This is a genomic window from Luteolibacter sp. Populi, from assembly GCF_040801775.1.
GTDB lineage: Bacteria > Verrucomicrobiota > Verrucomicrobiia > Verrucomicrobiales > Akkermansiaceae > Haloferula.
This window is the reverse complement of the sequence record NZ_CP161812.1, coordinates 904,095-929,576: the sequence shown is the minus strand read 5'-3', so window position 1 is coordinate 929,576 and position 25,482 is coordinate 904,095. Positions and strand designations below refer to the sequence as shown.

Genomic DNA, 25,482 nt, shown 5'->3' with positions numbered 1-25,482 from the left:
ACCCGGAAAAACTCCCGCCCGGGAGAGGGAAGTACGGGAGTGGTGAAGGTCCCCGGGCACGCTCTCGATCCATTCCTCACCGTCGAAACGGCTCCAAGGCTCATCGGATCCGAAGCGGAGGGTATGCCAGCCGCGCGGCCTTGGCGAAGATCCATTGCCCCGTATTGCTACGGGATTCTTTATTCTTCCGGCTTCACGGGGAACGCCGCACGTGATAGGAGATCGGGCATGAAGTTCCCGTTCGTGGCGGCCATGCTCGCCCTGTCGATGGTCTGCTTCCACTGCACTCAGGTCGAGCCCTTGCCGGGCTATCGCGATGAAGCGGTGGGGTTCCGGGGCGGCTCCGCGCTGCTACCCGGCCAAAGCCAGCCGGTCTCGGCCCCGTCCGGCGGCGGGAATCTGGCGCGCCGGATCAACCTGAAGGTGGACATGGTCCCCCGCGGAACCCATGGCCGCAAGGTGGTCCGCCCGATGCGCCCGCAATACATCACCATTCACTCGACGCAGAACTATACCGCCGGTGCGGAGCGGCATTCCCTCGCGCTCAAGCGCGGCGCGCTGCGCTCGGGGAAGCGGCCGGGCGGCAACCGCATCGGCTACCTGATCTGGCATTTCACCGTGGACGACAGTGTGGCGATCCAGCACATGCCGGTGACCGAGCAGGGCGAGCACGCCGACTTCGCCGGGCCGGGCAATCGCCTGTCGATCGGCATCGAGATGTGCGAAAATCGGGGCAACAACCTCTCCACGACCATCGAGCGCACCGCCATGCTCACCGCCAAGCTGATGCACGAGAACGGCATCCCGCTGAGCCGCGTGGTACCCCATTACCATTGGCCGCGGGCGGGCAAACATCCCGCGAACAAGAACTGCCCGCACTTCCTGATGAATAACGGCCGCCCCGGAGCCAAGTGGCGCGCCTTCCAAGCGCGGGTGAATTACTACTACAAGCAGTCCTACGAGGCGACCTATGTCGCCCGCTGATCCTGCCGGCCCCCGGCGCGAGCCTTCGCACGGCAGCCCCGGCAACCGCGATACCCTGCTCGATCCCGATCACTTCTACGTCTGCCAGCGCTGCACCGCCTGTTGCAAATGGCCGGGCGACGTGCGGCTCGAGGACGATGAAATCGCGCCCATCGCAGCCTTCCTCGGGATCGGCGAGGACGACTTCATCGCCCGCTACACCCGCCTGCGCACCAACCGCAAGGGCCTTTCCCTCATCGAGAAGGACAACCACGAGTGCATCATGCTGGAAGCCGGCGGCTGCCGCATCCACCCGGTCAAGCCGGGGCAGTGCAGCGGCTTCCCGAACAAGTGGAACTTCGCCGGCTGGCGGGAGGTCTGCGAAGCCAAGCCGGTGCCGATGGCCGACGCGCGGGCGAGGGGACTGGTCTGAACAAGAGAAAACCCGGACCGCGTGGCGGGCCGGGTTTCCGGGAAAAACTTGCAGCGGAAGGATTCAGCGGCGGCGGCGCAGCAAGCCGATGAAGCCGATCGCACCGAGCAGTACGGCCGCGGGTTCCGGGACGGCGGTGACTGTTCCATTGAGGGAAAAGTCGATGACGGAAGTATTAAGCGGATCGTTCAGATAGAAAGTTCCACCGGTATTGGTGGCTCCCCAAGCGACCAAGCGGAAGGTCACCGTCGTATCAGCGGCGATGTTCTGAAGCTCGGAGATACCGGTTAGGTCGATGGAAGCCTGCGCATTGCCTGAGCTGGTTGTCACCGCGCCCCAAGTGATGGCGGTTCCGATGTCTTGGAATTCGCCTGCATTGAGCTGGTACTGCCACTGGCCGGTCGAAGGGCCGGTTCCGGAGCGCCGGATATTGTAGGCACCGATATCCGACAGGGAGAGTTCGTAGTCCGCGTCGGGCGCGATCGTGAAGGTTGCGAATTCATTCGCCGCCACGGCTGTGGCGAAAGAGGGCGTCACAATGACGAAATCGTTGCCGCCCCAACCATTGGCAGCACCCGTTCCGGTGGTTCCGATGCCGCTACCCCGGGTCAAACCGCCGGCGGTCACGTTCGCGAAGGTCGTGGTTGCCGAGAGGGGCGAAGCGCCGAAATTATTGGTTCCGCCAGCCATCGGATCGAAATCCCAAGCCGCGATGACCGCAGCCTGAGAAGTTGCGGCAAGCACAAGACTCAGAATGGACGCTTTCAGGAGGGGCAGCGATTTCATGGGGGAGTGTATTAGTGGCGGCGGTCGGGGAATTTACCGTCCAATGAACTGTTCATGTGAAGCATGGCCGGTGCCACGCGGAAACAAAAAACCTCATCCGTGACGAATATGTCGCACGCTCAGAACGAAACGAAAACGGCCTTCCCCGCAAAGGGAAAGGCCGTCTCGGAAAATTGGGATCAATTCGCGCTCAGGTCGCCTGCTCGCCGCGAGCCATCACGACCTTGCCGGTGCGCACGGTCTCGATGATTTCGAAGAGGGAGAACATCCCCACCGCCGCGTCCACCTTCGGGCTGTCGCCGGTGATCATGACGATCATCGAGCCGGGCGTCAGGTCCACGGTCTTGCCGCCGAAGTGTTCGGTGATCTGGAGCGCTTGCGAACGGTCGGCAGGGGAGCACTTGATCTTGATCAGGATCATCTCCTTGGTGACCGAGTCCGCCGAGGTGTGCTCGAAGCAGTGGATCACATCGATCAGCTTGGAGACCTGCTTGATGATCTGGTCCAGCCCCTGCGGGTCGCCGCTGATGCCGATGGTCATCCGCGAGAAATTCGCGTTGCGGCCCTCGGAGACCACCAGCGAGTCGATATTGAAGCCGCGGCGCGAGAAGACCTGGCAGATGCGCATCAGGACGCCCGGCTCGTTGTTCACGAGGATGGAGAGCGTGTGCATTGCCCCGCGGCGGGGAATCATGCCGCTGCCGGGAGCTTCGGTGGTGACGATGGTTTGATTCACGAAAAGTTTGCTAGTGGGAAGTTTTCAGTTTTCAGGAAACAGCCGGAGCGAGGAGCCGTGCCGCGTCCCCAGGGCTGTTCCCTGAAAACTGAACACTGAAACCTCGCAAACTCTGATTTTCACGTGGAACCCACCGGCTTGGCCATCTTGGTCTTAGGGGCCTCGGTGATCATGTCTTCGAGGGCTGCACCGGCCGGGATCATGGGGAAGACGTTGTCGGTCTTCACACACTCGGCGTGGATCAGGATCGGGCCCTCGTTGTAGGCCAGCGCCTTCTCAAGCTGCTTGGTCACGTCGGCCGGACGCTTGATATACACGCTGGGGATGCCGTAGGCGGCGGCCAGCTTGCAGAAATCCGGGTTGCCGATCAGGTCCACACCGCTCTCGCGGTTGTCGAAGAAGAGTTCCTGCCACTGCCGCACCATGCCGAGGTAGTGGTTGTTCAGCACCACGATCTTCACCGGAAGCTTGTGGATGGCGGCGGTGGCCAGTTCGAACAGGGTCATCTGGAAGCCGCCGTCGCCGGAGATCGAGATCACCGTCTTCTTCGGGTGCGCGAGCTGCGCGCCGATCGCCGCCGGGAAGCCGAAGCCCATGGTGCCGGCACCGCCGGAGGAGAGCCAGTGGAAGGACTCGCTGTTCTTATAGAACTGCGCGGCCCACATCTGATGCTGGCCCACGTCGGTGGAGACGATCGCCTTGCCTTCGGTGAGTTCGTAGAGCTCGTCGATCACCTGCTGCATCCGCAGGCCGCCCTGCTTCTTGTAAGTGAGCGGGAACTTCTTCTTGTAGCCGTCGAGCTTGGCCAGCCAATCGCCGGTCTCAAGCGGGCCGATCTTCTCGTTGATCTCCGCCAGCGCGGCCTTGGCATCGCCCACGATCATCACGTCCGGCCGGATCATCTTGTCGCCCTCGGCAGGATCGATGTCGATGTGGATGATCTTGGCGTCCTTGCAGAACTTGGCCGGATTGCCGATGATCCGGTCGTCGAAGCGGGAGCCGATATTGATCAGCAGGTCGCACTCGCACATCGCCTTGTTGGCGTAGGCCGTACCGTGCATGCCGAGCATGCCCAGCGAGAGCGCATGGGTCTCCGGGAACACGCCCTTGCCGAGCAGGGTGGAAGTCACCGGTGCACCGAGTGTTTCGGCCAGGTAGCGCAGTTCCTTGTCCGCGCGGGCGATCATCGCGCCTTGGCCAGCCAGGATCACGGGCCGTTTGGCCTTCATCATCATGGCCGCGGCTTCCTTCACCAGATCGCGGTCGATCTTGAAGGCACCGCTCGGATCGTAGCCGGGCAGGTTGAAGGGCGGGTTCATCGGCCCGTTGAAGGGGCCTTGGGAAATGTCCTTCGGGATGTCGATCAGCACCGGGCCGGGGCGGCCGGTGGTGGCGATGTGGTAGGCTTCGCGGGCGATCCGCGGCAGCGAGTTGGCGTCCTTCACCAGGTAGTTGTGCTTCACCACCGGCATCGTGATGCCGAAGATGTCGGCCTCCTGGAAGGCGTCCTTGCCCAGCATCCAGGTCACCGTCTGGCCGGAGATCACGATCATCGGCACCGAGTCCATCATCGCGGTCATCAGGCCGGTCACCGTGTTGCCGGCCCCCGGGCCGGAGGTCACCAGCACTGCGGCCGGCCTGCCGGTCGCCCGGGCATAGCCATCGGCCATGTGCACCGCGCCTTGCTCGTGGCGGACGAGAATGAACTTCATCTTCGTCTTGACCGTCTCGAGCGCGTCGAAGATTGGGATGGCCGCTCCACCGGAGTAGCCGAAAATGTACTCGATACCGAGGTCATCGAGTGTTTTGATTAGCGCTTGGGCACCGTCGAGTTTCTCCTTGCTCATACCAAAATCGGGTTGGGACGGGCAAAGTGGGGTGTTTTCGCGCAACGGGCAATGCGAAAATGAGGGTATTTCGGGCGAAATTGCGAAATCATGGAATGCCCTCTCCTGAAAATCGCCGTTTCCGGGGTGAAATCGGCCCTTCATCATCTGGCGCTCCATGAAAGTCGACCGGCTTGACCCGTCTGTGAAACATGTTAATCTTCCCGCTGTGAAAACGATGACGGTGCGTGACGTCCGCCAGCACTGGCCCGAGGCCGAGAAGGCTTTGGAAACGGAGTCCGTGATCATCATTACCCGCGATGGCAAACCGGTGGCCCGCTTGCTGCCCATCGAACCCGAGCCGGACACCCGGCCGCGATTCGACCCGGAGGAGAACCATCGCTGGCTCACTGAAACTTGGGGCGAGCACAGTGGAATCGATACCCTGAAGGCGCTCCAGGCGGACCGCGACGAACGGAAGCTCCTATGATCTACATGGATACCAGCAGCTTGCTGAAGCTGGTAATATTGGACGATCATACTCTGGCGCTCGTTGAGGCGCTCCAGAAGGAAGAGTCGATCGTTGCTTCAGCTCTCACCCAATTGGAGTTCAGCGTGCAGTTGCGTGGCCTGATGCTGGGGGGAAGCCTTCGACCCAAGTCGATGCAGCAAGCAGGCGAAAGACTCTCGCGAATGTTGCAAATGTCACCTTACATCAGCCGCTCCCTTTCAGGCACAGTCTTCTCTACTGCACTTGGCCAGCACGAGAGCGCTAAGATCCAGTGCCGCTCCCTCGACCGCATCCACCTCGCGGCGATGGCCGAGTTCGGAATCACCCGCCTGATGACCCACGATCTCCGACAGGCAACTGCGGCAAAAGAACTGGGCTACGAAGTCCTTTCCCCGGGTCTCTAGCGCCCGAACAAATCGCAGCCCGGAGTTCGCAACCCGGCGACATTGCCACGTGACGATCCGGCCATCTGTCGGCGATAAGAAAGCTGTCCTGCCGGCGCGGTCGGTCGTAGGTAGATTGAACCTGCATGACAGCCCCTTCCGAAACCAGGGATCCATTCGAAGAACCCCGCAGCCGCTCCGGCGTGCTCGGCTGCGAATTCCAAGGCGAGGTGGTGCCGATGCTTCTGCGCCACGCCGAGGTCCGCGCCGCGGCGAAGGATTGGCAGACCTTCAGTTCCGACGCACCGTTCCGCGTCCCGATCCCTTCCGAGGAAGACATGCGGACGGTGCGGCAGTTGCCGATCGAGACCGACCCGCCGCAGCACAGCGAATACCGCGAGATCGTGGAACCCTTCTTCAAACGGCCGAAGGATCCGGAATTCGTCGGCCGCGTCGAGCGGCTGGTGAAGGAGCTGTTAGAAGACGCTCTGGCCCGTGGATCGACCGAGATCGTCCGGGACTTCGCGCTGCCCCTGCAATCGCGGGCGCTGACCTATCTTCTGAACGTCCCCGAGTCCGAGGCCGATACCTGGATCGGCTGGGGCGTCCACGTCTTCAAGGACGGCAGCGATGGCGAGGTGAAGGGTGCCGCGCTGGAGCGCTACATCCATGCGCAACTCAACCGCGCCGAAGCCGCACCGGATGAGGACTTCTTCAGCGCCCTCACCCGGGCCGAATACCAAGGCCGTCGCCTGACCCGCGACGAGATGGCGGGCTTCGCCAACCTGACCTTCGCCGGCGGGCGCGATACCGTGATCCACACCGTCTCATCGGTCATCGCCTACCTCGCCGGGCACCCGGACGCCCTGTCCTACCTCCGCGGGGACTCGAAGCGGGTTATCCACGCCAGCGAGGAATTCTTCCGCGTCTTCATGCCACTCACCCACATCGGGCGCGTCTGCCCCGCGGGCACGGATCTCCACGGGCTGGAAGTGAAGCCGGGCGACCGGGTCTCCCTATGCTGGGCCTCCGCGAATCATGACGAGACCGTCTTCGAGAAGCCGCACGAGGTCCGCCTCGACCGCAAACCGAATCCCCATCTCTCCTTCGGCTTCGGCACCCACATCTGCCTTGGCGCGGCGCATGCCCGCCTGCTGGTAAGGGTCCTGTTAGAACAGCTCGCCGGAAGGGTGGGGCAGCTCGAAGTCCTCTCCGCGGTGCCGCACGTAGAAAGAGAATCCGCTTACCAGCGTTGGACGGGTTTCGGGGAATTGGTGGTGAGGATGACAGCGAGGCCCCACGGCTAGCTCTCGCGCACACCTCTTTCCAAATTCCTCAGCAGCCCCCCGCACGCGTCCTCCATCAGATCCGCCACCTCCTCGAACCCCCGCTGTCCCCCATAATAAGGATCCGGCACACGCGGGGCATCATGTGTCTCGCAATATTCCACCAGCAAACGGATCTTCGCGCTACGACTCCCGTCGCGATCAAGGCGCCGCACATCCGCAAGATTCTCCTCATCGGCCACCAGGATCAAATTGAAGTCGTCGAGATCGCCCGCGGTGATCTGCCGCGCCCGCCCGAAGACCGGGTAGCCCCGCGCCTTCAGCGTCGCCGCCATCCGCGGATCCGGCCCGTTTCCCGTGTGGTAGCCGATCGTTCCGGCGGAATCCAGCTCGACCGAATCCGCCAAATCGCTCTCCCCGAGCATCTTTTTACAGACAATTTCGGCCGCCGGCGAACGACAGATGTTGCCCATGCAGACAAACAGGACACGGAACGGCTTGCGATTGGCGGACATCGGATGGAGAAGCAGGGCGATGCTCCGTTTTTCCGTGCTGGCGGCAATCGCAAAGCTGCTGCTGGGATCCGCCCTGGCGGCCCCGAATGTCGTGATCGTGGAAAGCGGCGACACGCCAGCCGCTTGGCAGAAGGGAAAGCTCCCCGCGGAGGCGACCCTGCTGGAGAACTTCCACGTCAGCCCGCTGCCCGAGGCCACCCGCGCCGCGCTGCTCACCGGCCAGCACGAATTCCGCTGCGGGCTCGGCGACCGCAGCACCGGTCGCAGCCGCATGCGGCCCGGCATCCCCACCATGCCGGAAATATTCCGCGCGGCGGGCTATCGCACCGCGTTCATCGGTTCCTGGGGCCTCGGCGAGGCCTATCCCTGCCGCCCGGAGGACCGCGGCTTCGATGACTTGGTGAGCCACGGCGGCGGCCTGATCGGCTGCACGCCGGACTACTGGGGGAATGGCCCCGGCAGCCTCGCGGGCCTGCGCCACAAGTCCGGCTGGGAAAAGACGACCGGCAGCGCCGCCGAGGCCTTTATCGCGGAAGCCGGACGCTGGCTCGACGAGCGCATCACCGCAAAGGAACCATTCCTCCTCTACCTCGCCACCGGGGAATACTCCGGCGCTTGGCCCGCGCTGCTCGCGAAACTGCCCGGGGACACCATCGTGGTCGTGCTAAGCAAACCGGCTGTCACCCCCGCTTTCCAAGAGGCGGAAACCCGCCAATCCTGCACGATCCGCTGGCCGGGGAAGATCCCGGGCGGCAAGAAGGTCGCCGGCCTGACTTCCCCTCTTGATCTGCTGCCGACCCTGACCCACCTCTGCGAGGTCACGAAGCCCGCGGGCTGGACCGGCGATGGCATCGATCTTTCCGAAGTGCTCCAGGGCAAGGCCAAGGTCCCCGCGGATCGCATGGTCTTCACCCAGCTTGGAAACTGGCGCAGCGATGAGGCCGCAGGGCGCTTCCGCGGCAGGGACTTCGCGGTTCAGGACGGGCGCTGGCGCCTCAGCGGTCTGGAACTCACCGATTTGGCGAGCGATGAGCCCGGGAAGAATGTCTTCAGCGAGCACCCGCAGGAAATGCAGCGACTCCTGACCGAGTACGGCCGCTGGTGGGATTCCGTGCTGCCCGCGCTGCGCGAGCCGGTCCGCTACGTGATCGGCGCGGAGCAGGCACCCATGGTCAAGCTCACCGGCTACGACTGGTGGCCCTCCCGCGAGAACGGGGCCGAGGGAGCCGGCGCGGTGATCTCCCAGGATTTCATCCGCAAGTTCCTGCAGGACGCCCAAGTGGCCAAGACCCGCAATGAACTGCCCTCCACCTCGGGCCATTGGCGGCTGGAGGCGGCGCGGGAGGGGAACTACGAGATCCTCTTCAGCCTGCTTCCGCCCGAGGCCTCGCCAGAGGAGCGGCGCGCCCTGTCGATCCTGCGCAAGGGCATCGCCCATCTCCGCGCCGGGCAGGAGGAACTGCGGCTGGAAATCCGGGAAGGTGCCAGCGGCTTCCGCGTGCCGATGGACCTGGAGGCCGGGCCGATCGAACTGGAAATCTGGTTCGACGGGCAATTGCTCAACGAGCGGATCGCCGGGGCCTTCTTCGCCAGCATCGAGTACAAGGGCCCCCGCAAGGCCCCGAAAACCGAGCTGAAGCCGAAGCTCCAGAAGTGAAAATCCGGCGCAACTTTTGTTGCAAGAAAGGGTTCACTGCCTCCGGAGATCATTCCCGCCACGTCATGAAAAACACCGCCACCATCGGAATCGCGGCCCTGCTTGCAGGAGCCGCCGGAGGCTACCTCGCCGGCAAGGCAGGCGTCTCCGAGGACAACAAAGCCATCGAAGCCAAGGCCGAGGCCTTGAGCAGCGGCAAGACCACCCGCACCACTTCCACCGCCGCCTCGGAAAACGTCAAGGGCCCGCGGGACGTCAGGGACGCTCTCAGCAAGCCGAGCCAACTGTCGCGCATGGAGGCTCTGATGGACCTCTACGCCGGCATGGGTGCCGATCAGCTCAAGTCCGAGGCCGAGAAGCTCGCAAGCCTGTCCGGTGCCGAGCGCATGATGGCTTCCTTCCTTCTCTTCGGCCGCTGGGGTGAAGTCGATCCGCAGGGCGCGCTCGCCTATTCCAATACGATCGGCTTCGGCGGTGCCTTTGCTCGCCCGACCATCCTCCAGAGCTGGGCCAGCAGCGATCCCGAGAATGCCGCGAAGTATTTCAGCGAAAACCCGAATGAATTCCGCGGCATGGGCGGTCCCGGTGGCGGCGGCTTCGGCGGCGGCGATGGTGCCGGCGTGATCGCCGCGGAGTGGGCCAAGCTCGATCCCGAGGCCGCGCTGACCTGGGCCAAGGGCCTGACCGGCCGCGACAAGGGGGCCGCGCTCAATTCCGTGATCGGCCAGATGGCTGCCACCGATCCGACCAAGGCCGCAGGCATCGCGGCAACGCTCGATGCGGAAGACCAGCCCCGCGCCTACAGCGAGATCGCCGGCAAGTGGGGCACCACCGATTTCGCCGCGGCGGAAGCATGGATCGGCACCCTTCCGGCCGATGCCCGCGACCGCGCCATGGCTTCCGCGCTGGAGAGCTATGCGAATACCGATCCCGCCGCCGCCTCCCTCAAGGTGGCGAACATGGCCGCCGGTGAACAGCGCGACGAGGCCGTCGGCAACATCGCCGAAGCCTGGGCCCGCAAGGATCCCTCGAAGGCCGCCCTCTGGGTCGCCCAGCAGCAATCCGAAGACATCGACGACGCCATCCGCCCGGTCATCGCGACCTGGACCGGCAGCGACAGCGCCGGTGCTCTCGCCTTCATCCAAAGCCAGCCGCAGGGCGAGCTTCGCGACGAAGCGACCTCGACCTACATCTGGTCGAACCGCAACGGCGACCCGCAAACCTCGCTCCAACTCGCCGAATCGATCTCCGACGAAGGTAACCGCAACCGCAGCATCGGCATGTCCGTGATGCGCTGGATGGAGCAGGACCGCGCCGCGGCAACCGCTTACGTGCAAAGCTCCACCAGCCTGAATGAAGAGACCAAGCAGCGCCTGATCGAAGGCCGCGGCTGGGGTGGGAATCGCCGGCGCGGCGGCAACTGAGCCATCCGTTAGTTCCAGACCATTTGACAAGGCCGCAAGGGACGCGAACCGTCCCCTGCGGCTTTTTTCATGTGGAGTGCCCCGGATACCTATGCCATCGCGCGGATCGACTTGCCCCGTGCCGGAACCCACGGCTGGCAAGTGCGGCTCCAGCGGCGCGGCGTGAAGTACGGCAAATTCTTTGCCGACGGGGTTCATGGCGGCATCACCGAGGCCTATGAGGCCGCCCGCGGCTGGCGGGATGCCGTGATCGCCCGGATCACCGCGGAGGAGAATCTCACCCGGATCTGCCGCCGATCGCCGCGGAATTCCTCCGGCGTGGTCGGCGTCTCGAAGGTCTGCGTGATCTCTGCGAACGGTGCCAGCTACTGGTTCTGGCAGGCCACCTGGTGCCCCGCGCCCGGGGCCCGCCGCTGCGTGAAGTTCTCCGTGAAGCGCTACGGGGAGAAGGCCGCCTTCCGTCTGGCCGTGGAGGCCCGGAAGATCGGAGCGGGCTTGTGAGTGCCTAAAGAGCTCGACCCGCCATCAAGGGTAAGTAGTCCCGCCTCAGGCGGACGAAGGACGGGAAATGACGCCACTCACCCCGACGCCCCCCATATTCCCGGATTTGAAGCTTGGAAGTCAGCGGACCGCTCCGCGACAGTCCCGGCATGTTCAGCGCCAGCAAGCTCACCGATGACCAGAAGTCCGCCCTCCGTCTCTGGGCTGCCGAGGGCGCGTCGATCGCCGATCTGCAGAAGCGCCTGAAAGACGAATTCGAGATCGGCATCACCTACATGGATGCCCGTTTCCTCGTGCTGGATCTGGGCATCGAGCTCATTGAGCCGGTGAAGGATGAGAAGAAGCAAGACCCCTTGCTCGATAACCCGGTTCCTCCCGGCACCGTGAGCGTGACCGTCGATAACATCTCGCTGCCCGGCGCCCTGATCTCGGGGAAGGTCGTCTTCTCCGATGGTGAGACCGGCATCTGGATGCTGGATCAAAGCGGACGCCCCGGCCTCGATCCCGACACTCCGGGCTACGAGATGAAAAAAGAAGATATTGCGGAGTTCCAGAAGCAGCTCTCCGAGCTGGTGCGCAGGCACGGGTATTGAGCGAAGGTGGTGGCGGGTCGAACAAGGTGCGACCCCACTGGGACCGCCGGGCACCGCCTCAAGGACGGCTCTACCGCTGGGAGCGCGGAGCCTCCGGCCCGCAGGGTGGTCCCTCGGTGAGCCGGCACGGAAAGGAGGGCAGCAAAGCGACGGCGCTATCCATATCCGCCCGCGGCCTGACCGCCGCGGCATCCCGGGTTGCTTCTGCGGGCCGGTGGCTCCGCGCTCCCGGCGGTAGAGCCGTCCGCGCCGCATCACGGAGACAAGGGTAACAGCTCTGACAACCTGTCACCAGAGGAGCGACGCAGTGTCTCTCCATAGAGCCACACTGTCACGTGGATACTCACTCCTCTTTCTAAACTGCACCTGAACACCAGTGATTTATGCCTATTTTACCCATGGCACCCGCCCTGCGATACAGCTCCCTGTAACACGGAATCACCGCGGCGATGAGACGGCCCGCATCGCTTCCCGAATAACTCTGAAACAGCCGTCTCGACTCAAACAAACCAAACCGAACTAGCTATGAAATTACTGACTCACTGGAACCCCCTCCGCGACATCCAGGACTTCAACCGCGTCCTGAACGCCTTCCAACGCCCGGCCGCCAGCTGTGAAGGGAAGCGCGAACCGGCCACGGCCCTCGCCGAATGGGTGCCGGTGGTGGACGTCATGGAGGACGAGAAGGAATACCTGATCAAGGCCGAGCTGCCGGAAGTGCAGAAGGACAAGGTCAGCGTCGTCGTCGAAAACGGCCGCCTCACCATCAGCGGCGAACGGAAGTTCGAGAAGGAAGAGAACGGCGCGAAGTACCACCGCGTCGAGCGCTCCTACGGCAGCTTCCTGCGCAGCTTCAACCTGCCTGAAAATGCCGACCCTGAGAAGGTCGAGGCCGACTTCAAGGACGGCGTGCTAAGCGTCCACCTCGGCAAGCAGGAAAAGGCCAAGCCGCGCCAGATCGACGTGAAGATCGACTGATTGATTGATTTCCAGGGATCGTTGTTGGAGGGATTCATGGGCCCGCCGCTGCCGTCGCAAGACGGGGGCGGCGGGTTTATGTTTGGCTCTCCGCCAGATTTGCTGATGGATCACGATACGTCTGCCCACGAGGGCGGCGCAGCCGCTTTGGAGTGCGGCGGGTATCGCCGCTTTCGTGCGGTCTGGAATGGAGATCGCCGTATTGAATTCGCCTCTGCGCCGCCCCCTGACGGAACGGTAGGCGGAATTCCAAAAGGGGAAACGAAGGGATGGATTCGTGACGGCGTTCTCAGGCACGCATCGCAGGAAAGCGGCGATACCCGCCGCACTCCCGAGTAACAAGAATTATAACCCTTTGGTTTTCAGTAAAACCTCTTTTTCGAGTTACTCCATGCTCCACACCCCTTCAGCGCGGTTCAGGTGCTCCAAAGCGGCTGCGCCGCAAAGGGGGGCATCGATCCGCATCGGGAGCTTCCCCGAAGGGGCATCAGCAAACCTGACGGAGAGCCTTATGTCTTCCGGCACTTCACTGGCCAAGCAGTCCGACAACGATGCCGACGAGCAAGATCACCAGGATCACCAGGCACAGGATCGAACCGGTCGAGCGGACTTGGAAGCGGTGCTCGCAAGCGGAGCATTTCACGTCCTGCTTCCGGAACGCGTGGGAGAAGATCAGGCTGACCCAGCCGAAAAGAAGGAAGCCGAGAATGCCGGGACGTTCGCGCAGGGTGTCGTCGCGCGTGAAGGCGACGCTTTTGCATGCCGGACAGCAGCGGGAGGATTCTTCCATGGCGATGATCGGTTAGGGTGCCGGAGCCCCGCAGTTCCAGCATTCCGAAAAGACCCCTTCCACGAGCTCCTTGCACACCGGGCAGGTCCAATCCGGACCCGGCCTCTCGGCATCGGCGGCGCTGCGGTAATCCTTCACGATCGCCTTCGCCCGCGCCTCGTCCCCGTTGTTGAGCACCCAGATTTCCGGATAGACTTGTGTGAAGGGCAACTCGCCCGCCGCGGATGATCCGCCGAGATTGCGGATCTCCGTCTTGATGCCCTCCGCTTCCATCAAACCCTGCAAATGGCCGACGATAGTGAAGTCGATGTGGTCGAAGACGAGTTTCATGGTTGGAGAAGGAGCGGCGCGGGTTTCCGCGTGATCCCGTATACCACCGATTGTCCGGACTTGAAAGGCTCCCGCAACTCGAAGTTCTCGAACGCCACGCCGCCGGGAATCGGATGCTGGCTCATCCAGTAGGTGAACCGGCCGTTGACGACGCAGGTCAGCTCCGGGCCCGCCTCTTGGGCCCGCTTCCGCCAATACTGCGTGAGCTTCGCCCCCTTGAAATCCCAGAAGGAAGGCTTGGGGTGGGTGTCGATTTTCTCGGGCTGGTCCTCGTCGGTCGTGATCGCCACGAGCACATCGCCGCCAGGAGTCTTCGGCAGCCGCTCGATGCCGTAGCTGCGATGAGGGGCGAAGTCCGGGCTGCGATGATCCGGATACAGCGCGAGGCTGGAGACGGGCCCGTCGGCGAGGTAGAGCAACCGCGTGCGGGCCTTGTTGCCCATGGTCGCGGTCAGCACGCACGATTCGATCGGCGCGCTGCCGGGCTCCGCCGTGACGCTCAAGCTCAGCTCGCCGGGAAGATCGCTGCGCTGCGACAGACGCAGGCGGACATGGGCCCCGTTGTCGAATTTCTCGACACTGACCCCGACGCTCAACTCTTCGACCCCCGGCGAGAGTGTGGTGATGACGGCACCGTCCGGAACGACCGTGAAGATCTTCCCGTTGCGGCCATCGGAGGCGCTCTTCTCCAGTTCGCTGAAACCCTTCTTGCCGCCCACCACGGGCTCGACGGCGATGAAGTTGATCAGGTCGTGGCTCCCGTCCGGAAGGTTCGGGTAGCCGAGGCGGATCAGGCCGCGCGGACCGCCGTCGCCGCCGCCAGGGCCGACTCCGGCGGGGTGGAGTGCGAAGCGAAGTCCGTCCTTCAGGCCCCACACCGGCGGATCCTTGGCGGTTGCCGGCTTCAGCCATTCGGCCGCAGTGACCGAGGGGACCATGCAAACCAGCAGAAGCCCGGGAATTCGGCGGAGGAAGGAAGGCACGCGGTTCTTACGTTCAAGCGTTCTTCACCTTGTCCCATTCGTCCGACCACAATGGCAGCTTGTCGCCGAGATCGCCGATCGGTTCGCACTTCGCGAACAGGGCGTCGGGCGGGAACAGCAGGGGACTGCCGCGGAAGTCCTCGCTGAGGTGCGGGTAGGCGGCGGAATTCGGGGACCGGGAGCCGATCTCCTCCATGTTCCTGGCGGCCACTTCGGGCTCGGTGAGGTGGTTGATGAAGGCGTGGGCCAGCTCGGCGTTCTTCGCGGTCTTCGGGATGCACATGTCATCGCAGGAGAAGGCTGTGCCCTCTTTCGGAACGAAGATCCGCATGTCCTGGTTCTCGCTGCTGGCCTGGATCAGGTCGCTGGCGTAACCTTGGACGAGGAAGAACTCTCCGGACGCGATGCCGGTCTTGTACTGCTCGCTCTCGAACTTCGCGATGTTCTTCTTCCAGCCGATCGCCACGTCGCGCGCGGCGGCGATCTGGGCGGGATCGGTCGAGTTGAGCGAGTGGCCGAGCAGCTTCAGCGCGGCCCCCAGGACCTCGCGCATGTCGTCGAGCAAGGTCACCCGGCCCTTGAGCTCGGCACGGTCGAGCATGGCCCAGGACTCGGTCGCGTTGGGCACCTTGGAAGCGAGGTAGCAGAGGCAGGTCGGGGCCATCAGGTAGGGCACGGAGACCTCCATCTTGGCATCCGGCGCGATCGCCAGATACTTCGCGTCCATGTTCTTGAGGTTCGGGATCTTCGAGTGATCGAGTGCCTGGATCATGCCCTTCCGCTTCAGTGCCTGCACCGCGTAGGAAGAGGGCATCAGAATGTCGTAACCGCTTGCCCCGGATTCGAGCTTGGCCAGCATCGACTCGTTCGAATCGAAGGTGTCGACCAGGACCGTGCAGCTGTTGGCTTTCTCGAAGGATTGCTTGGCCTCCGTGCTCAGGTAATCGGCCCAGGTGAAGACGGTCAGGGTCTTCTTCCCGCCGCTGCCGGCGCCCGGTTCCTTGGACTTGCAGGCGGGCAGGGAGCCGGCAGCGAGCACGGCGGACGATGCGGTGATGAAATGACGGCGGTTCATGATGGTCAGATTGGAATTGATGAATGGATCGGGAAGCTTTGGGAATGGGAAACTGGCCTTTCTTCAGGGCTGGCAGACTTGGATTTTTCAACCGCGAATGGACGCGAATAAGGAAGACCCGGAGGGCGGACCTCCGGGAGAACGATGCCGTTCATCCCGACCACTTGCCTTGCTCTGACTTTATTCGCGTCCATTCGCGTCCATTCGCGGTTCAATCTCTTTCTATTTCCCGCCTTTCGATGGGCGATCCCAGAAAGTCAGCTCGTGTTCGAAACAGGTCCCGGACAGATCTTCCATTTTCTCTTCGAAGAAGCGCCGGGCATCCGCCACGCCCTGGTTGTAGGCGATCGGAGCCAGCTCGCTGAGGAAATAGTCGAGCACGAAACCCGCCTGCAATTCGCCGATCTCCTGCTCCAGTTCCTTGCTGAAATAGTGCACGATCGATTGGACGGCCTTCTTGCGGGGTTCGCCTTGGAGTTTCAGGGGCATGACTTGATTAAACGGCAGTGGGTCGGGTGAGGCGTTGGGAAACGGCGACGACGGCGAAGGTGACGACCAGCATCAGCGAGGACAGGGCGTTGATCACCGGCAGGTCCTTGCTCTTCTTGATCATGGAATAGACCAGGGTCGGCAGCGTGTCGGAACCGGGGCCCTTCACGAAGTAGGTGATCACGTAATCATCGATCGAGAGCGTGAAGGCCAGCAGCCCTCCGGCCAGGATGCCGGGCGCGAGCAGCGGCAGGGTGACCTTGAGGAAAGCCTGGATCTTGGTCGCACCCAGATCGCGCGCGGCCTCGACCGCATTGAAATCGAAATCCTGCAGGCGCGCCTGCACCACCAGCGCGACGTAGCTCAGGCAAAAGGTCACGTGCGCCACGGTGATCGTGATCAGGCTGAGTTGCATCCCGAAGGACACGAAGAGCAGCAGCAGGCTCATCCCCATCAGGATGTCCGGCAGCACCAGCGGCACGGTGACGAGCAGGCGGTGGGCCTCTTGAAAGCGGGACTTGTAGCGGTGCAGGGCGAAGGCCGCTGCGGTGCCGAGGATCATCGAGAGGATGCTCGCGGCAGTCGCGATCTTCACCGAATTCCCCAGCGCGGCCACGATGTCGGTGCGTTCCCAGAGCCGCTCGTACCACCGCGTGCTGAAGCCGTCCCACTTTGAGGCGTAGCGGGCCCTGTTGAAGGAATTCACCACGAGGAATCCGATCGGCAGGTAGAAGAACACCAGCACGAGGATCAGGGTGACGAGGGGGATTTTGCTCGGGCGCATGGCTTCAGGCGGCGGCGGTCTTTTCCCTGCGGCGCAGGAACATCGGGGCGAGCACCAGCAGGGCCAAGGCTCCGGAAAGTGCGGCGGCTTCGGGCAGGTTGCGGTCGGTGAAATTGCGCTGGGCGATCTTGTTGCCGAGCATCTGCGTGCCGGTGCCGCCGACCATGTCCGGCACGACGTAGGCCCCGAGCATCGGGATGAAGACGACCAGGAGGGCGGTGATGATGCCCTGCTTGATGCCGGGCACGAAGACCGAGAAGAAGGCCTTGAGCGACTTCGCACCGAGATCCCGGGCGGCATCCAGCAGGCCGAAGTCGAACTTCTCCGCCGCCGCGAAAAGCGGCAGGATCGCGAAGGGCAGGTAGGTGTAGAAGCTGACCAGCACCACCGCCGCCGTATTGCCTAACAGGCGGTCGTTTTCACCGATGATATGGAGCGAGCGGAAAAGCTGCGCGAGGTAGCCCTCGGCGTGGAGGATCTGCTGCCAGGCGAAGACACGGATCACGAAATTTGTCCAGAAGGGCACGATCACGAGCAGCAGCATCCGCGAGCGCCAAGCCGGAGTAAGCCGCGCCATCGCATAGGCCGCCGGCAGCCCCGCAGCGAGGCAAGCCAGGGTCGTCATGGCGCCGATCAGAATCGTGCGCATGAAAAGCGCCGGGTAACTCGGATCCCCCAGAGCGCGCACCGCATCCATGCTCCAACCCTCTCCAATACCGCCCGCAGGAAGCGCCGGACGGAAGGCGATGGCGAAGATCGTGAAGACTGGGACAAGCACGAACATCACCAACCAGAGGAGGCTGGGGGCGGTGGAGAGGAGTTCGGGCTTTTTGGGGAGATTCATGGTAAGAGATCACCGAAGCAGAAAGGCAAATCACTAATCACTAATCTTCTAATCATAAATCAGTCTGTGTGGAAGAAAGGGGCGCAAGCGAGGGGCGGGCGCTTGCGCAAATTCGGTCGGACAATTGGCGGGTCCGGTCTTCTGGCGCTAGCTTTCTCATTCTACAAAACACTTCGATTTATGATTAGAAGATTAGTGATTAGTGATTCTGCCTTTCCTCACCGATTACCGAGTTTATGAAGGATGGCCGCAAAGATCCTCACCAGCGCATCTGCTTCGCGATAAAGATCCCGAAGCATCGCCTTGCGATCATCCTCCGAGGTGTCCCCAAGAAGGCGCAGCCAGAGCCGCGACTCTCCGGCCTCCTTCTTCGCGATCTTCAAACGATGGGAGAAGTCCGCTGAAGAAACAGGATTGTTCGCCTCAGCATAATTGGCAGCAACCGACCCGGAGGACCGCAGCACCTGCACGACATCCGTGCGCTGTTCAGGGCTCCAAGTGTGCGCCTTGACCAGCTTCCTCACACCAAGAGCAAACCGATACGTCCGCTCCTCAAGGTCAAACCTTTCCTCTCTTTCAGACACTCTGATTTATGATTAGAAGATTAGTGATTAGTGATTTGCCTTTGTTCACTCCGGTAGAGTCAGCATCCCTTCATCCTCCTCGCGGTATTGTTCGAGAAGAAACCCGTCATTCGCGTGCCACTTCAGCCAAACCGTGTCGCCCCACTTCATCGGCGTCTCATCGAGCTGATACCGGCGGTGCTGCATCTCGGCACAGAGCCGCCATTCCCCGCAGCGCACCCAATAGCGGGTGTGCGAGCCGTAGTAGATCACGTCCTCCACTTTGCCCGTGACGGCATTGTCCACCTCCTTGATCTCAGGCTGCTCGCGGGTGACGATGAGCTTCTCCGGCCGGAGCGATAGGTGGACGCGGTCGCCCAAGCTCACCGGCTTGTCGTTGTCGATCACGATGCTGCCAAATCCTTTCACCTCGCAGCGCGAGAAGCGGCTGTCGAGGCATTCGGTAATCTTGCCGTCCAGGAAGTTCGTATCCCCGATGAAGGCGGCGACGAAGGAACTACGGGGCGCTTCGTAGATCTGCACCGGCGGGCCGGTTTGCTCGATCACGCCCTTGTTCATGACGGCGATGCGGTCCGAGATCGACATGGCCTCGCCCTGGTCGTGGGTGACGTAAATGAAGGTGATGCCGACCTCGTCATGGATGGCATCCAGCTCGACCAGCAGGCGCTGGCGGAGCTTCAGGTCGAGCGCGGCGAGCGGTTCATCGAGCAGCAGGACCTTCGGCTTGTTGACCAGCGCGCGGGCCAGGGCGACGCGCTGCTTCTGGCCGCCGGAGATCTGCGAGGGCTTCTTGTCGGCATGGGCCTTGAGGTCCACGAGCTCGAGCATTTCATCCACGCCGCGCTGGATCATCCCGGGTGTCCACTTCGCGATCTTCGGGCCGAAGGCGATGTTGTCGCGGACCGAGAGATGGGGGAAGAGCGCGTAGCTCTGGAAGACCGTGTTGACCGGTCGCTGCTCGGGGGGCAGGGGTGTGATGTCCTTGCCATCCAGCAGGACGCGGCCTTCGTCGGGCTTGTCGAAGCCGGCCGCCATCCGCAGCAGGGTGGTTTTCCCGCAGCCGGAGGGGCCTAGCAGGGAGAAGGTCTCGCCCTTCTCGATGTCCAGCGTGACTTTGTTGACGGCGGTGAAGGAGCCGTAGCGCCGGGTGACGTTCTCGAAGCGCAAATAAGAAGCCATTTCCGCCATCTACCAACGGGCAAGCCACGGAGCTTGTCCACGTCAAACGGCCCGGCGCGGGCTTTTCCATTTGCCCGCCGGGGCGCATGCGTTAGGGAGAGCGCGATGATCGACATGCTGGTGCGGCTCTACGACCTGCCGGAGAGCGGGGAAATCTACCGGAAGGTGGAAGAGCAGGGGATCGTGCTGCGGCGGGCGCGGGCCTTTGAGAAGCACACGGTGGAGGAATTCGCGCGCACGCACTTCTCCGCGAAGTGGGTCAGCGAGATCGGCGTGGCCCTCAGCCGCCAGCCGGTGGCCTGCTTCATCGCCACCAAGGACAAGGCGATCCTCGGCTTCAGCTGCCACGATACCACGATGCGCGCCTTCTTCGGCCCCACCGGCGTGGCGGAATTGGCGCGCGGCACGGGCATCGGCAAGGCGCTGCTTTTCAAGTCGCTCGAAGCGCTGCGGGAGATCGGCTACGCCTACGCCTTCATCGGCGGCGTCGGCCCGCGGGAATTCTATGAGAAAGCCTGCGGGGCCATCGAGATCCCCGGCAGCGATCCCGGGATCTACGGCGATATCCTACCTTAAACCATGGGAGCCGGAACCATCCAAGATCCGTCGTACGTGCGGGATGCCTTCGCGCGGATCGCGGACCGCTACGTGACGACGAACCACGTGCTGAGCCTCGGCACGGACATCCTGTGGCGCCGGAAGGTCGCGCGGATCGTGAAGGCGTGGGGGCATTCGCGGGTGCTCGATGTCGCCACCGGCACCGGTGACCTGGCGCTGGAGATCCAGCGCCGGTGCCCGGACGCGGAGGTGACCGGCAGCGACTTCTGCGCGGAGATGCTGGCCCACGCCTCGCGCCGCGGGCTGTCCCGGACCCTGGTGGCGGACGCGATGGCGCTGCCCTTCAAGGACGGGGAGTTCGATGTGGTGACGGTCGCCTTCGGCCTGCGGAACATGGTGAACTACGCCGGGGCCATCCACGAGATGCGCCGCGTGCTGAAGCCGGGCGGGCACCTGTTGGTGCTCGATTTCTCGCTGCCGCAGGGCGTGCTGAAGAAGCCCTACCGCTGGTACCTTCACAATGTCCTGCCGAAGCTGGCAGGCCTCCTCACCGGTCAGAAGGACGCCTACGAATACCTCGGCGGCTCGATCGAGGAGTTCCCGATGGGTAAGACGATGTGCAGCCTGATCGAAGCACAGGGCTTCAAGGGTGCGGCCGCGGAGCCGCTTTGCTGCGGGGTGGCGTCTATCTATACGGCGGAGGCGGGGTGACTAGGCTTGGTTTGGCGATCGTTCCGGGGCGCCCAAGGAGATTCTTCCTGAATCCGATGCCTTCTCCGATCCATAAGCCCCCTTACCCCCATGCGGCTTTCAAAGAAGCAGCGTGAGGAATGAGGGGGCATCGCCCAGGACCGTATTGACCGCCCGGTCCATCTTTTAAAGGCGGAGTGTAATCCGTCCGTGCTGTTGCAATGGTGCCGGAGCTTGGAACCACCCGGGGGCCGCAAGAAAGGGCCGCCGGACCGGAGGGGCGAAAGAGCCCGTCGGGACTTCCAAGGAATAGCAGAAACGGGCGGTTTCGTCAATCAGCGCCGGCACTTCTCCAGCAGGGCCCCGAGGAACCGGGTGATCTGCTCGAGGGCCTCCACGTAGTCCCCGCCGGGGAGACCGGTGAGGTGGTTGCGGCAGGTGCCGAGCATGGCGAGGCCGGTATCGACGGCGGATTCGATGGCCCCTTCGTATTCGGCGATGCCGACGAGGACGGGCAGGTCGAGGGCCTGTTGCTCGATGATGCGCTTGTTGAGCTTCGAGCGCTGGGCCTCGCTGGAGTTTTCCAGCAGGTTGAGGATCGGCAGGGTCAGCTTGCCCTTTTCGAGATCGGTGCGGAGGGTCTTGCCGACGGTTTCCTCGCTGCCGACGAGGTCGAGGCAGTCGTCGTAGATCTGGTAAACGGTGCCGAGCTTGAGGCCGTAGTCGAAGAGCTTGGCCTCGGTCGCGGCATCCGCTCCGGAAATGGCGGCGGCGATGCCGGTGGCGGCTGCGAAGAGCGCGCCGGTCTTCATCTCGATGATGCGGAAGTAGTCGGCCTTGGTCAGGGTCAGGTCGAAGCGGCGCTGGGTCTGGATCATCTCGCCCTCGCAGACTTCCCGCGAGGCGAGGCCGACCTTGCGGCAGATGCCGATGTCGTTAAATTCGGTGGCGAGGGCCAGGGCGTGCGAGAAAAGGGCATCGCCCAAGAGGACGGAAAGACCGGCACCCCACTTGGCGTTCGCGGTCGGAACCATGCGGCGGGTCGTGGCGCCGTCGATGATGTCATCGTGGACCAAGGTGGCCATGTGGATCAGCTCGAGGATCACGCCCAGCTTCACGTGGCCTTCGTCGACACTGCCGAGTGCCCCGCCGATCAGGATCGAGAGAGCGGGGCGGATGCGCTTGCCCGAGGTATTGCAGACGTAGCTGACGTAGGGCTCGACGGCCGGGTCGAAGGCGCGGATCTGGTCGCGGATGGAAGCTTCCACACGTTCCAATTGGGGCCTGACTAGCTCGAAGGGGAACCGCTCGCTGCGGCCCTGCGGAAGGGTGGTAGTGCTCATGGCGCGGAGGCTTGTGAAATTTTTCACAATCTCCGGGGGTCCGCAACCCCGATGTCACGGATACAGCGAAAGATTGCACAAAGAGTGGCGTTCTGGCACCTGAACACATGCGCGCGATCCGATGGACGGTGATGGCTGGCTGCCTTGCAGCCGGAGGTATGGCACAAGCGGCCGAAGGCCCGGGGGTCGATCCCGGGACGCCGCAGATCCCCGGTACTCCGTGGAAAGTCCATGATGGCAGCCGCCCGCAGCCGCGGGTGGTGGACAATGCGGGGGCCGTGGTCGTGAAGGCGCCGGGGGATGCCAAGGTGCTTTTCGACGGGAAATCGCTGGATGCCTGGACCACCGACGGCAACCCCGCGACTTGGCCGGTGAAGGATGGAATCTTCACTGCGGCGAAGGGGACCTTGATTTCCAAGGACAAATTCGGCCCGGCACAGGTCCACATCGAGTGGCGGGTGCCGCCGGGTCGCCCGGTCAAGGGCCAGGGTGGCGGCAACAGCGGGATCTTCCTGATGGGGCTCTATGAGGTGCAGATCCTCCAGAGCCACGAAAACCCGACCTATGCCGACGGCACCGCCGGGGCGCTCTACGGGCAGAGTCCGCCGCTGGTGAATGCCATCCGCCCGCAGGGGGAGTGGCAGAGCTACGACATCCTTTTCACCCCCCCGAAGGTCGAGGGTGGCAAGGTCACGGAGTCCGCCGTGGCCACGGTGCTGGTGAATGGCGTGGTGGTCCAGAATGCCCGCAAGCTGATCGGGCCGACCCAATACCGCCAGCTCGCCAAGTATCCCGACAACCACCCGGAGACCGGCCCGATCCAGCTCCAATTCCACGGCGACCCGATCGATTTCCGGAATGTCTGGGTGCGGCCGATCAATGAGGAGGGGAAGTAAGCGGACGGCGCTTCCAACCGGATTTTTCATGGGCCGCGGCAGGAATGCCGCGGCCTTTTGCACGGTTAGGCTCGTGTGAAAACGGTTCCGCTTTGGAATTGCGCCGGTTGCGTGAATTCCCGTAGCCTTCGCGGGTAATGAAATCGTTCCGTACATGGTGGTCGGTTCTTCCGGCGTCTGCGCTCGTTCTCGGCGCATGTTCTGAGAAGAAGGAAAAGCAGGAAGCCGCACCGTCCCCTGCCGCGAAGGCCGTAGAGGCCGTGAAAGAGGCCGTCGGTATCCAGACTCCTGCCGTGCCGGCTCTTACCCCGGGTGAGCGCGCGGCGATGCTCGGGATCGTAGGCCACCTGTCCAAGGACACGGAAGGCGTGCTGGCGATCTATGACGGCAAGGAAATCGTCAAGCGGCTGCGTTCGCTCAAGACCTGGGAATTCATCCGTGAGACCGCCAAGGAAGAGGGCGGCACCGATCCTGAGGAAGAAATCGCCGCGGATCTGGAGCAGGCCGGGAAGTTCATCGGCCAGGAAATGTTCATCGCCACCGGCAAGGGCACGGCCCCGCAGCTGGAGAATCTGGTGAACCTGCAACATCGCGTGAACTACTACCAGTTCCGCATGCTCACCCAGTCCTTCACGGCAGGCGCGAAGACGGGTGACCTGTCCTCGATGGGCGGCATGGACCCGGAGATGCTGGCTGCGATGGGCAAGGATATCGCGAAGGAGATGGAACTCATCGACAAGCTGGCGATTCCTCCCGTGCTGATCGGTATCAAGGCCGCGGACGCCGAGACCTTGGGCACGGCGAAGGAGCAACTCGGCGGAGGCCTGGAAATGATGGCGGGCCAGCTCGGCGAGGGTGCCCAGCCGGTGGAATTCACCAAGGGCGGCGTAGCCTTCAAGGGCTCCAAGCTGCTCGGTAGCTTCCTGGCCAAGCAGATCGGGGAGAATCGCGAGGATCTGGACCAGATGCTGCCTCCGGCCGACGTCGACAAGCTGATCGCGGCAGTCGCCAAGAAGAACATCGTGATTGCCTACGGCACCTTGGAGAATCACCTGATGCTCTACCTCGGCGATAGCGAGGAAGGCTGCCCGCTGGTGGACAAGGTGGAGGATTCCCTGGCCGCGAACGAGGCGATTTCCTACGTGGACGGTTACAAGGGCAAGAAGATCGTCGGCTTCGTGCATGCCGACAAGGGCGTCAGCCAGGCGATGATCAGCGGCAGCCTGAAGAACATGGCGCTCGGGATCCGCGACGGGCTCGCCGGTTCGGACGTGTTCGGCGATACCAAGGATCTGGCGACCCTGCTGGAGTTGATCGGCGAGAAGGAAGACGCCCTGCTCAGCCTCGTGAAGGCTGACGCCGGCGGCGGACTGGCGGTGCTGGACGAGGGCGTGAAGTTCGAGTTTTTCGGCGGCGTGAACCGCGGCAGCTTCGACCACTCCGCCAAGCACAGGCTGTCCAAGCTGGGCGGCGGCGAGGGCGTGCTGATGTTCGGCAACTGGGTGACGAACCCTGCCTACGCCAAGAGCGCGAACGAGTATGGCGAGGTGATTGTCCGGACTGCCTATAACATGGCGGAAAAGATCTCCGGCCTGCCGATCGAGGACGAGGACTTCGTTCAATTCAAAACGGGCTTCGGAATGTTCAACGAGAAGTTCCGCACCGACACCGTCGGCATCTGGGACGCCTTGCAGACGATGGAATCCGGCCTAGGCCAGGAAAGCGCCTTCGTGGTCGACTTGAAGGGCGCGGTGCCACCGATTCCTTCCGTGCCGCAGGAACTCGTGGATAAGGGCAAGTTCGTGCGGGCCTCGATGATCACGAGCGTGACCGACCGCGCCAAGCTGGCGGAGTCGTGGAAGAAGCTGGACGGCTCGCTGCGCAATATCCTCAAGACCGTGAGTACGGAGTCCGGCCAGGACATCCCGATGCAGAAGCCGATGAGCTCGGAAAAGAACGGGAATGCCACCTGGTTCTTCTCCTTCCCGTTCTTCAACGACGACTTCCTGCCCTCCGTGACGGTGAGCGACAAGTGGTTCGTGGCCTCCACCTCGAAGTTGCAGGCGCTCGATCTAGTGGCTGCCGCCGAGAGTGCGGGAGACGAGCGGACCGGTGCCTGGTTCGAACTCGACTTCGACGCGCTGCGCACCTTCACCTCCGATTGGGTGACCTTGCTGGAGAAGGACGGGCAGGAAATGATGGGCTCGAACTACGAGGAGTTCAAAACCAACCTGCCCCGGATCCAGAAGGGTCTGGCGGCCTTCGCCGAGTTCGACAGCATGAGCGTCAACGAGCGGATTGAAGGCGGCAAGCTCCGGACCACGCTGCACTTCAAGGTGCGCTGA

At 63.2% G+C, this 25,482-nt stretch carries 28 protein-coding genes; 14 read left to right on the top strand and 14 right to left on the bottom strand.

The genetic code is table 11. The annotated features are described in order from the left end of the window. Window positions 1-228 precede the first annotated feature (228 nt). The gene (locus ABWK72_RS03600) at window positions 229-984 is read left to right on the top strand and encodes an N-acetylmuramoyl-L-alanine amidase family protein (protein WP_367873418.1); all 756 of its coding nucleotides are present in this window, start codon (window positions 229-231) and stop codon (window positions 982-984) included. Then, on the top strand, window positions 971-1,396 hold the full coding sequence (locus tag ABWK72_RS03595; RefSeq protein WP_367873417.1) for a YkgJ family cysteine cluster protein: 426 nt from the start codon (window positions 971-973) through the stop codon (window positions 1,394-1,396). Before ABWK72_RS03600 ends, ABWK72_RS03595 begins: the two co-directional genes overlap by 14 nt. 63 nt (window positions 1,397-1,459) lie before the next feature. Here the strand turns inward: ABWK72_RS03595 and ABWK72_RS03590 are convergent, their stop codons facing one another. From ABWK72_RS03590 to ilvB, 3 genes are all read right to left on the bottom strand, one after another. After that, complete coding sequence (locus ABWK72_RS03590; RefSeq protein WP_367873416.1) at window positions 1,460-2,182, bottom strand: PEP-CTERM sorting domain-containing protein; 723 nt, start codon at window positions 2,180-2,182, stop codon at window positions 1,460-1,462. A 190-nt stretch (window positions 2,183-2,372) separates the two neighbouring features. Beyond that, on the bottom strand, window positions 2,373-2,918 hold the full coding sequence (gene ilvN / locus ABWK72_RS03585) for an acetolactate synthase small subunit (RefSeq protein ID WP_367873415.1): 546 nt from the start codon (window positions 2,916-2,918) through the stop codon (window positions 2,373-2,375). A 119-nt stretch (window positions 2,919-3,037) separates the two neighbouring features. Continuing rightward, complete coding sequence (gene ilvB / locus ABWK72_RS03580; RefSeq protein ID WP_367873414.1) at window positions 3,038-4,765, bottom strand: biosynthetic-type acetolactate synthase large subunit; 1,728 nt, start codon at window positions 4,763-4,765, stop codon at window positions 3,038-3,040. A gap of 217 nt (window positions 4,766-4,982) precedes the next feature. On the opposite strand from ilvB, the gene ABWK72_RS03575 reads away from it, so the two are divergent. The 3 genes from ABWK72_RS03575 (at window position 4,983) to ABWK72_RS03565 (ending at window position 6,945) form a co-directional block, all read left to right on the top strand. Continuing rightward, entirely contained in the window at window positions 4,983-5,234 is a 252-nt protein-coding gene (locus ABWK72_RS03575; protein ID WP_367873413.1) for a type II toxin-antitoxin system Phd/YefM family antitoxin, read from the top strand. Between the two features lie 5 nt (window positions 5,235-5,239). Further along, entirely contained in the window at window positions 5,240-5,659 is a 420-nt protein-coding gene (locus ABWK72_RS03570; RefSeq protein WP_367873412.1) for a PIN domain-containing protein, read from the top strand. A 125-nt stretch (window positions 5,660-5,784) separates the two neighbouring features. Then, window positions 5,785-6,945 (top strand): cytochrome P450, encoded by a 1,161-nt coding sequence (locus tag ABWK72_RS03565; RefSeq protein ID WP_367873411.1) that lies wholly within the window; start codon window positions 5,785-5,787, stop codon window positions 6,943-6,945. On the opposite strand, the gene ABWK72_RS03560 is transcribed toward ABWK72_RS03565, so the two are convergent. Then, on the bottom strand, window positions 6,942-7,439 hold the full coding sequence (locus ABWK72_RS03560; RefSeq protein ID WP_367873410.1) for a low molecular weight protein-tyrosine-phosphatase: 498 nt from the start codon (window positions 7,437-7,439) through the stop codon (window positions 6,942-6,944). The two genes, ABWK72_RS03565 and ABWK72_RS03560, sit on opposite strands and share 4 nt — an antisense overlap. A gap of 19 nt (window positions 7,440-7,458) precedes the next feature. On the opposite strand from ABWK72_RS03560, the gene ABWK72_RS03555 reads away from it, so the two are divergent. The 5 genes from ABWK72_RS03555 to ABWK72_RS03535 all read left to right on the top strand — a co-directional run bounded on the left by ABWK72_RS03555 (window position 7,459) and on the right by ABWK72_RS03535 (window position 12,592). Beyond that, window positions 7,459-9,096: a sulfatase-like hydrolase/transferase gene (locus ABWK72_RS03555; protein WP_367873409.1), complete on the top strand. Its 1,638-nt coding sequence runs from the start codon at window positions 7,459-7,461 to the stop codon at window positions 9,094-9,096. 65 nt (window positions 9,097-9,161) lie between these two features. Continuing rightward, complete coding sequence (locus tag ABWK72_RS03550; RefSeq protein WP_367873408.1) at window positions 9,162-10,520, top strand: hypothetical protein; 1,359 nt, start codon at window positions 9,162-9,164, stop codon at window positions 10,518-10,520. Window positions 10,521-10,589: 69 nt separating this feature from the next. Further along, complete coding sequence (locus ABWK72_RS03545; RefSeq protein WP_367873407.1) at window positions 10,590-11,021, top strand: AP2 domain-containing protein; 432 nt, start codon at window positions 10,590-10,592, stop codon at window positions 11,019-11,021. Between the two features lie 149 nt (window positions 11,022-11,170). Further along, window positions 11,171-11,614, top strand: a complete 444-nt coding sequence (locus tag ABWK72_RS03540) for a hypothetical protein (RefSeq protein ID WP_367873406.1) — start codon at window positions 11,171-11,173, stop codon at window positions 11,612-11,614. Window positions 11,615-12,139: 525 nt separating this feature from the next. After that, window positions 12,140-12,592 carry an Hsp20/alpha crystallin family protein gene (locus ABWK72_RS03535; protein ID WP_367873405.1) on the top strand — a complete coding sequence of 151 codons (453 nt, stop codon included), beginning with the start codon at window positions 12,140-12,142 and terminating at the stop codon, window positions 12,590-12,592. A gap of 526 nt (window positions 12,593-13,118) precedes the next feature. On the opposite strand, the gene ABWK72_RS03530 is transcribed toward ABWK72_RS03535, so the two are convergent. The 9 genes from ABWK72_RS03530 to ABWK72_RS03490 all read right to left on the bottom strand — a co-directional run bounded on the left by ABWK72_RS03530 (window position 13,119) and on the right by ABWK72_RS03490 (window position 19,650). After that, the gene (locus ABWK72_RS03530; RefSeq protein ID WP_367873404.1) at window positions 13,119-13,382 is read right to left on the bottom strand and encodes a hypothetical protein; all 264 of its coding nucleotides are present in this window, start codon (window positions 13,380-13,382) and stop codon (window positions 13,119-13,121) included. 12 nt (window positions 13,383-13,394) lie between these two features. Continuing rightward, window positions 13,395-13,712, bottom strand: a complete 318-nt coding sequence (locus ABWK72_RS03525; RefSeq protein WP_367873403.1) for a DUF2007 domain-containing protein — start codon at window positions 13,710-13,712, stop codon at window positions 13,395-13,397. Further along, entirely contained in the window at window positions 13,709-14,650 is a 942-nt protein-coding gene (locus ABWK72_RS03520) for a hypothetical protein (protein WP_367873402.1), read from the bottom strand. Before ABWK72_RS03520 ends, ABWK72_RS03525 begins: the two co-directional genes overlap by 4 nt. A 58-nt stretch (window positions 14,651-14,708) precedes the next feature. Beyond that, entirely contained in the window at window positions 14,709-15,770 is a 1,062-nt protein-coding gene (locus ABWK72_RS03515) for a PotD/PotF family extracellular solute-binding protein (RefSeq protein ID WP_367873401.1), read from the bottom strand. Window positions 15,771-15,992: 222 nt separating this feature from the next. Further along, on the bottom strand, window positions 15,993-16,259 hold the full coding sequence (locus ABWK72_RS03510; RefSeq protein ID WP_367873400.1) for a DUF2164 domain-containing protein: 267 nt from the start codon (window positions 16,257-16,259) through the stop codon (window positions 15,993-15,995). Window positions 16,260-16,266: 7 nt separating this feature from the next. Further along, on the bottom strand, window positions 16,267-17,043 hold the full coding sequence (locus tag ABWK72_RS03505) for an ABC transporter permease (protein WP_367873399.1): 777 nt from the start codon (window positions 17,041-17,043) through the stop codon (window positions 16,267-16,269). A gap of 4 nt (window positions 17,044-17,047) precedes the next feature. Then, a complete protein-coding gene (locus ABWK72_RS03500; protein ID WP_367873398.1) occupies window positions 17,048-17,887 on the bottom strand; it encodes an ABC transporter permease in 840 nt (279 codons plus the stop codon). Window positions 17,888-18,105: 218 nt separating this feature from the next. Next, window positions 18,106-18,471: a four helix bundle protein gene (locus tag ABWK72_RS03495; RefSeq protein WP_367873397.1), complete on the bottom strand. Its 366-nt coding sequence runs from the start codon at window positions 18,469-18,471 to the stop codon at window positions 18,106-18,108. A 45-nt stretch (window positions 18,472-18,516) separates the two neighbouring features. Beyond that, the gene (locus tag ABWK72_RS03490; RefSeq protein WP_367873396.1) at window positions 18,517-19,650 is read right to left on the bottom strand and encodes an ABC transporter ATP-binding protein; all 1,134 of its coding nucleotides are present in this window, start codon (window positions 19,648-19,650) and stop codon (window positions 18,517-18,519) included. 105 nt (window positions 19,651-19,755) lie between these two features. On the opposite strand from ABWK72_RS03490, the gene ABWK72_RS03485 reads away from it, so the two are divergent. Both ABWK72_RS03485 and ABWK72_RS03480 read left to right on the top strand, forming a co-directional pair. After that, complete coding sequence (locus ABWK72_RS03485; protein ID WP_367873395.1) at window positions 19,756-20,226, top strand: GNAT family N-acetyltransferase; 471 nt, start codon at window positions 19,756-19,758, stop codon at window positions 20,224-20,226. A gap of 3 nt (window positions 20,227-20,229) precedes the next feature. Further along, a complete protein-coding gene (locus tag ABWK72_RS03480; protein WP_367873394.1) occupies window positions 20,230-20,919 on the top strand; it encodes a ubiquinone/menaquinone biosynthesis methyltransferase in 690 nt (229 codons plus the stop codon). Window positions 20,920-21,233: 314 nt separating this feature from the next. Here ABWK72_RS03480 and ABWK72_RS03475 read toward each other — a convergent pair whose 3' ends face one another. Continuing rightward, window positions 21,234-22,241: a polyprenyl synthetase family protein gene (locus ABWK72_RS03475; protein WP_367873393.1), complete on the bottom strand. Its 1,008-nt coding sequence runs from the start codon at window positions 22,239-22,241 to the stop codon at window positions 21,234-21,236. A 107-nt stretch (window positions 22,242-22,348) separates the two neighbouring features. On the opposite strand from ABWK72_RS03475, the gene ABWK72_RS03470 reads away from it, so the two are divergent. Beyond that, the gene (locus ABWK72_RS03470) at window positions 22,349-23,137 is read left to right on the top strand and encodes a DUF1080 domain-containing protein (RefSeq protein ID WP_367873392.1); all 789 of its coding nucleotides are present in this window, start codon (window positions 22,349-22,351) and stop codon (window positions 23,135-23,137) included. 137 nt (window positions 23,138-23,274) lie between these two features. Then, on the top strand, window positions 23,275-25,482 hold the full coding sequence (locus tag ABWK72_RS03465; protein ID WP_367873391.1) for a hypothetical protein: 2,208 nt from the start codon (window positions 23,275-23,277) through the stop codon (window positions 25,480-25,482).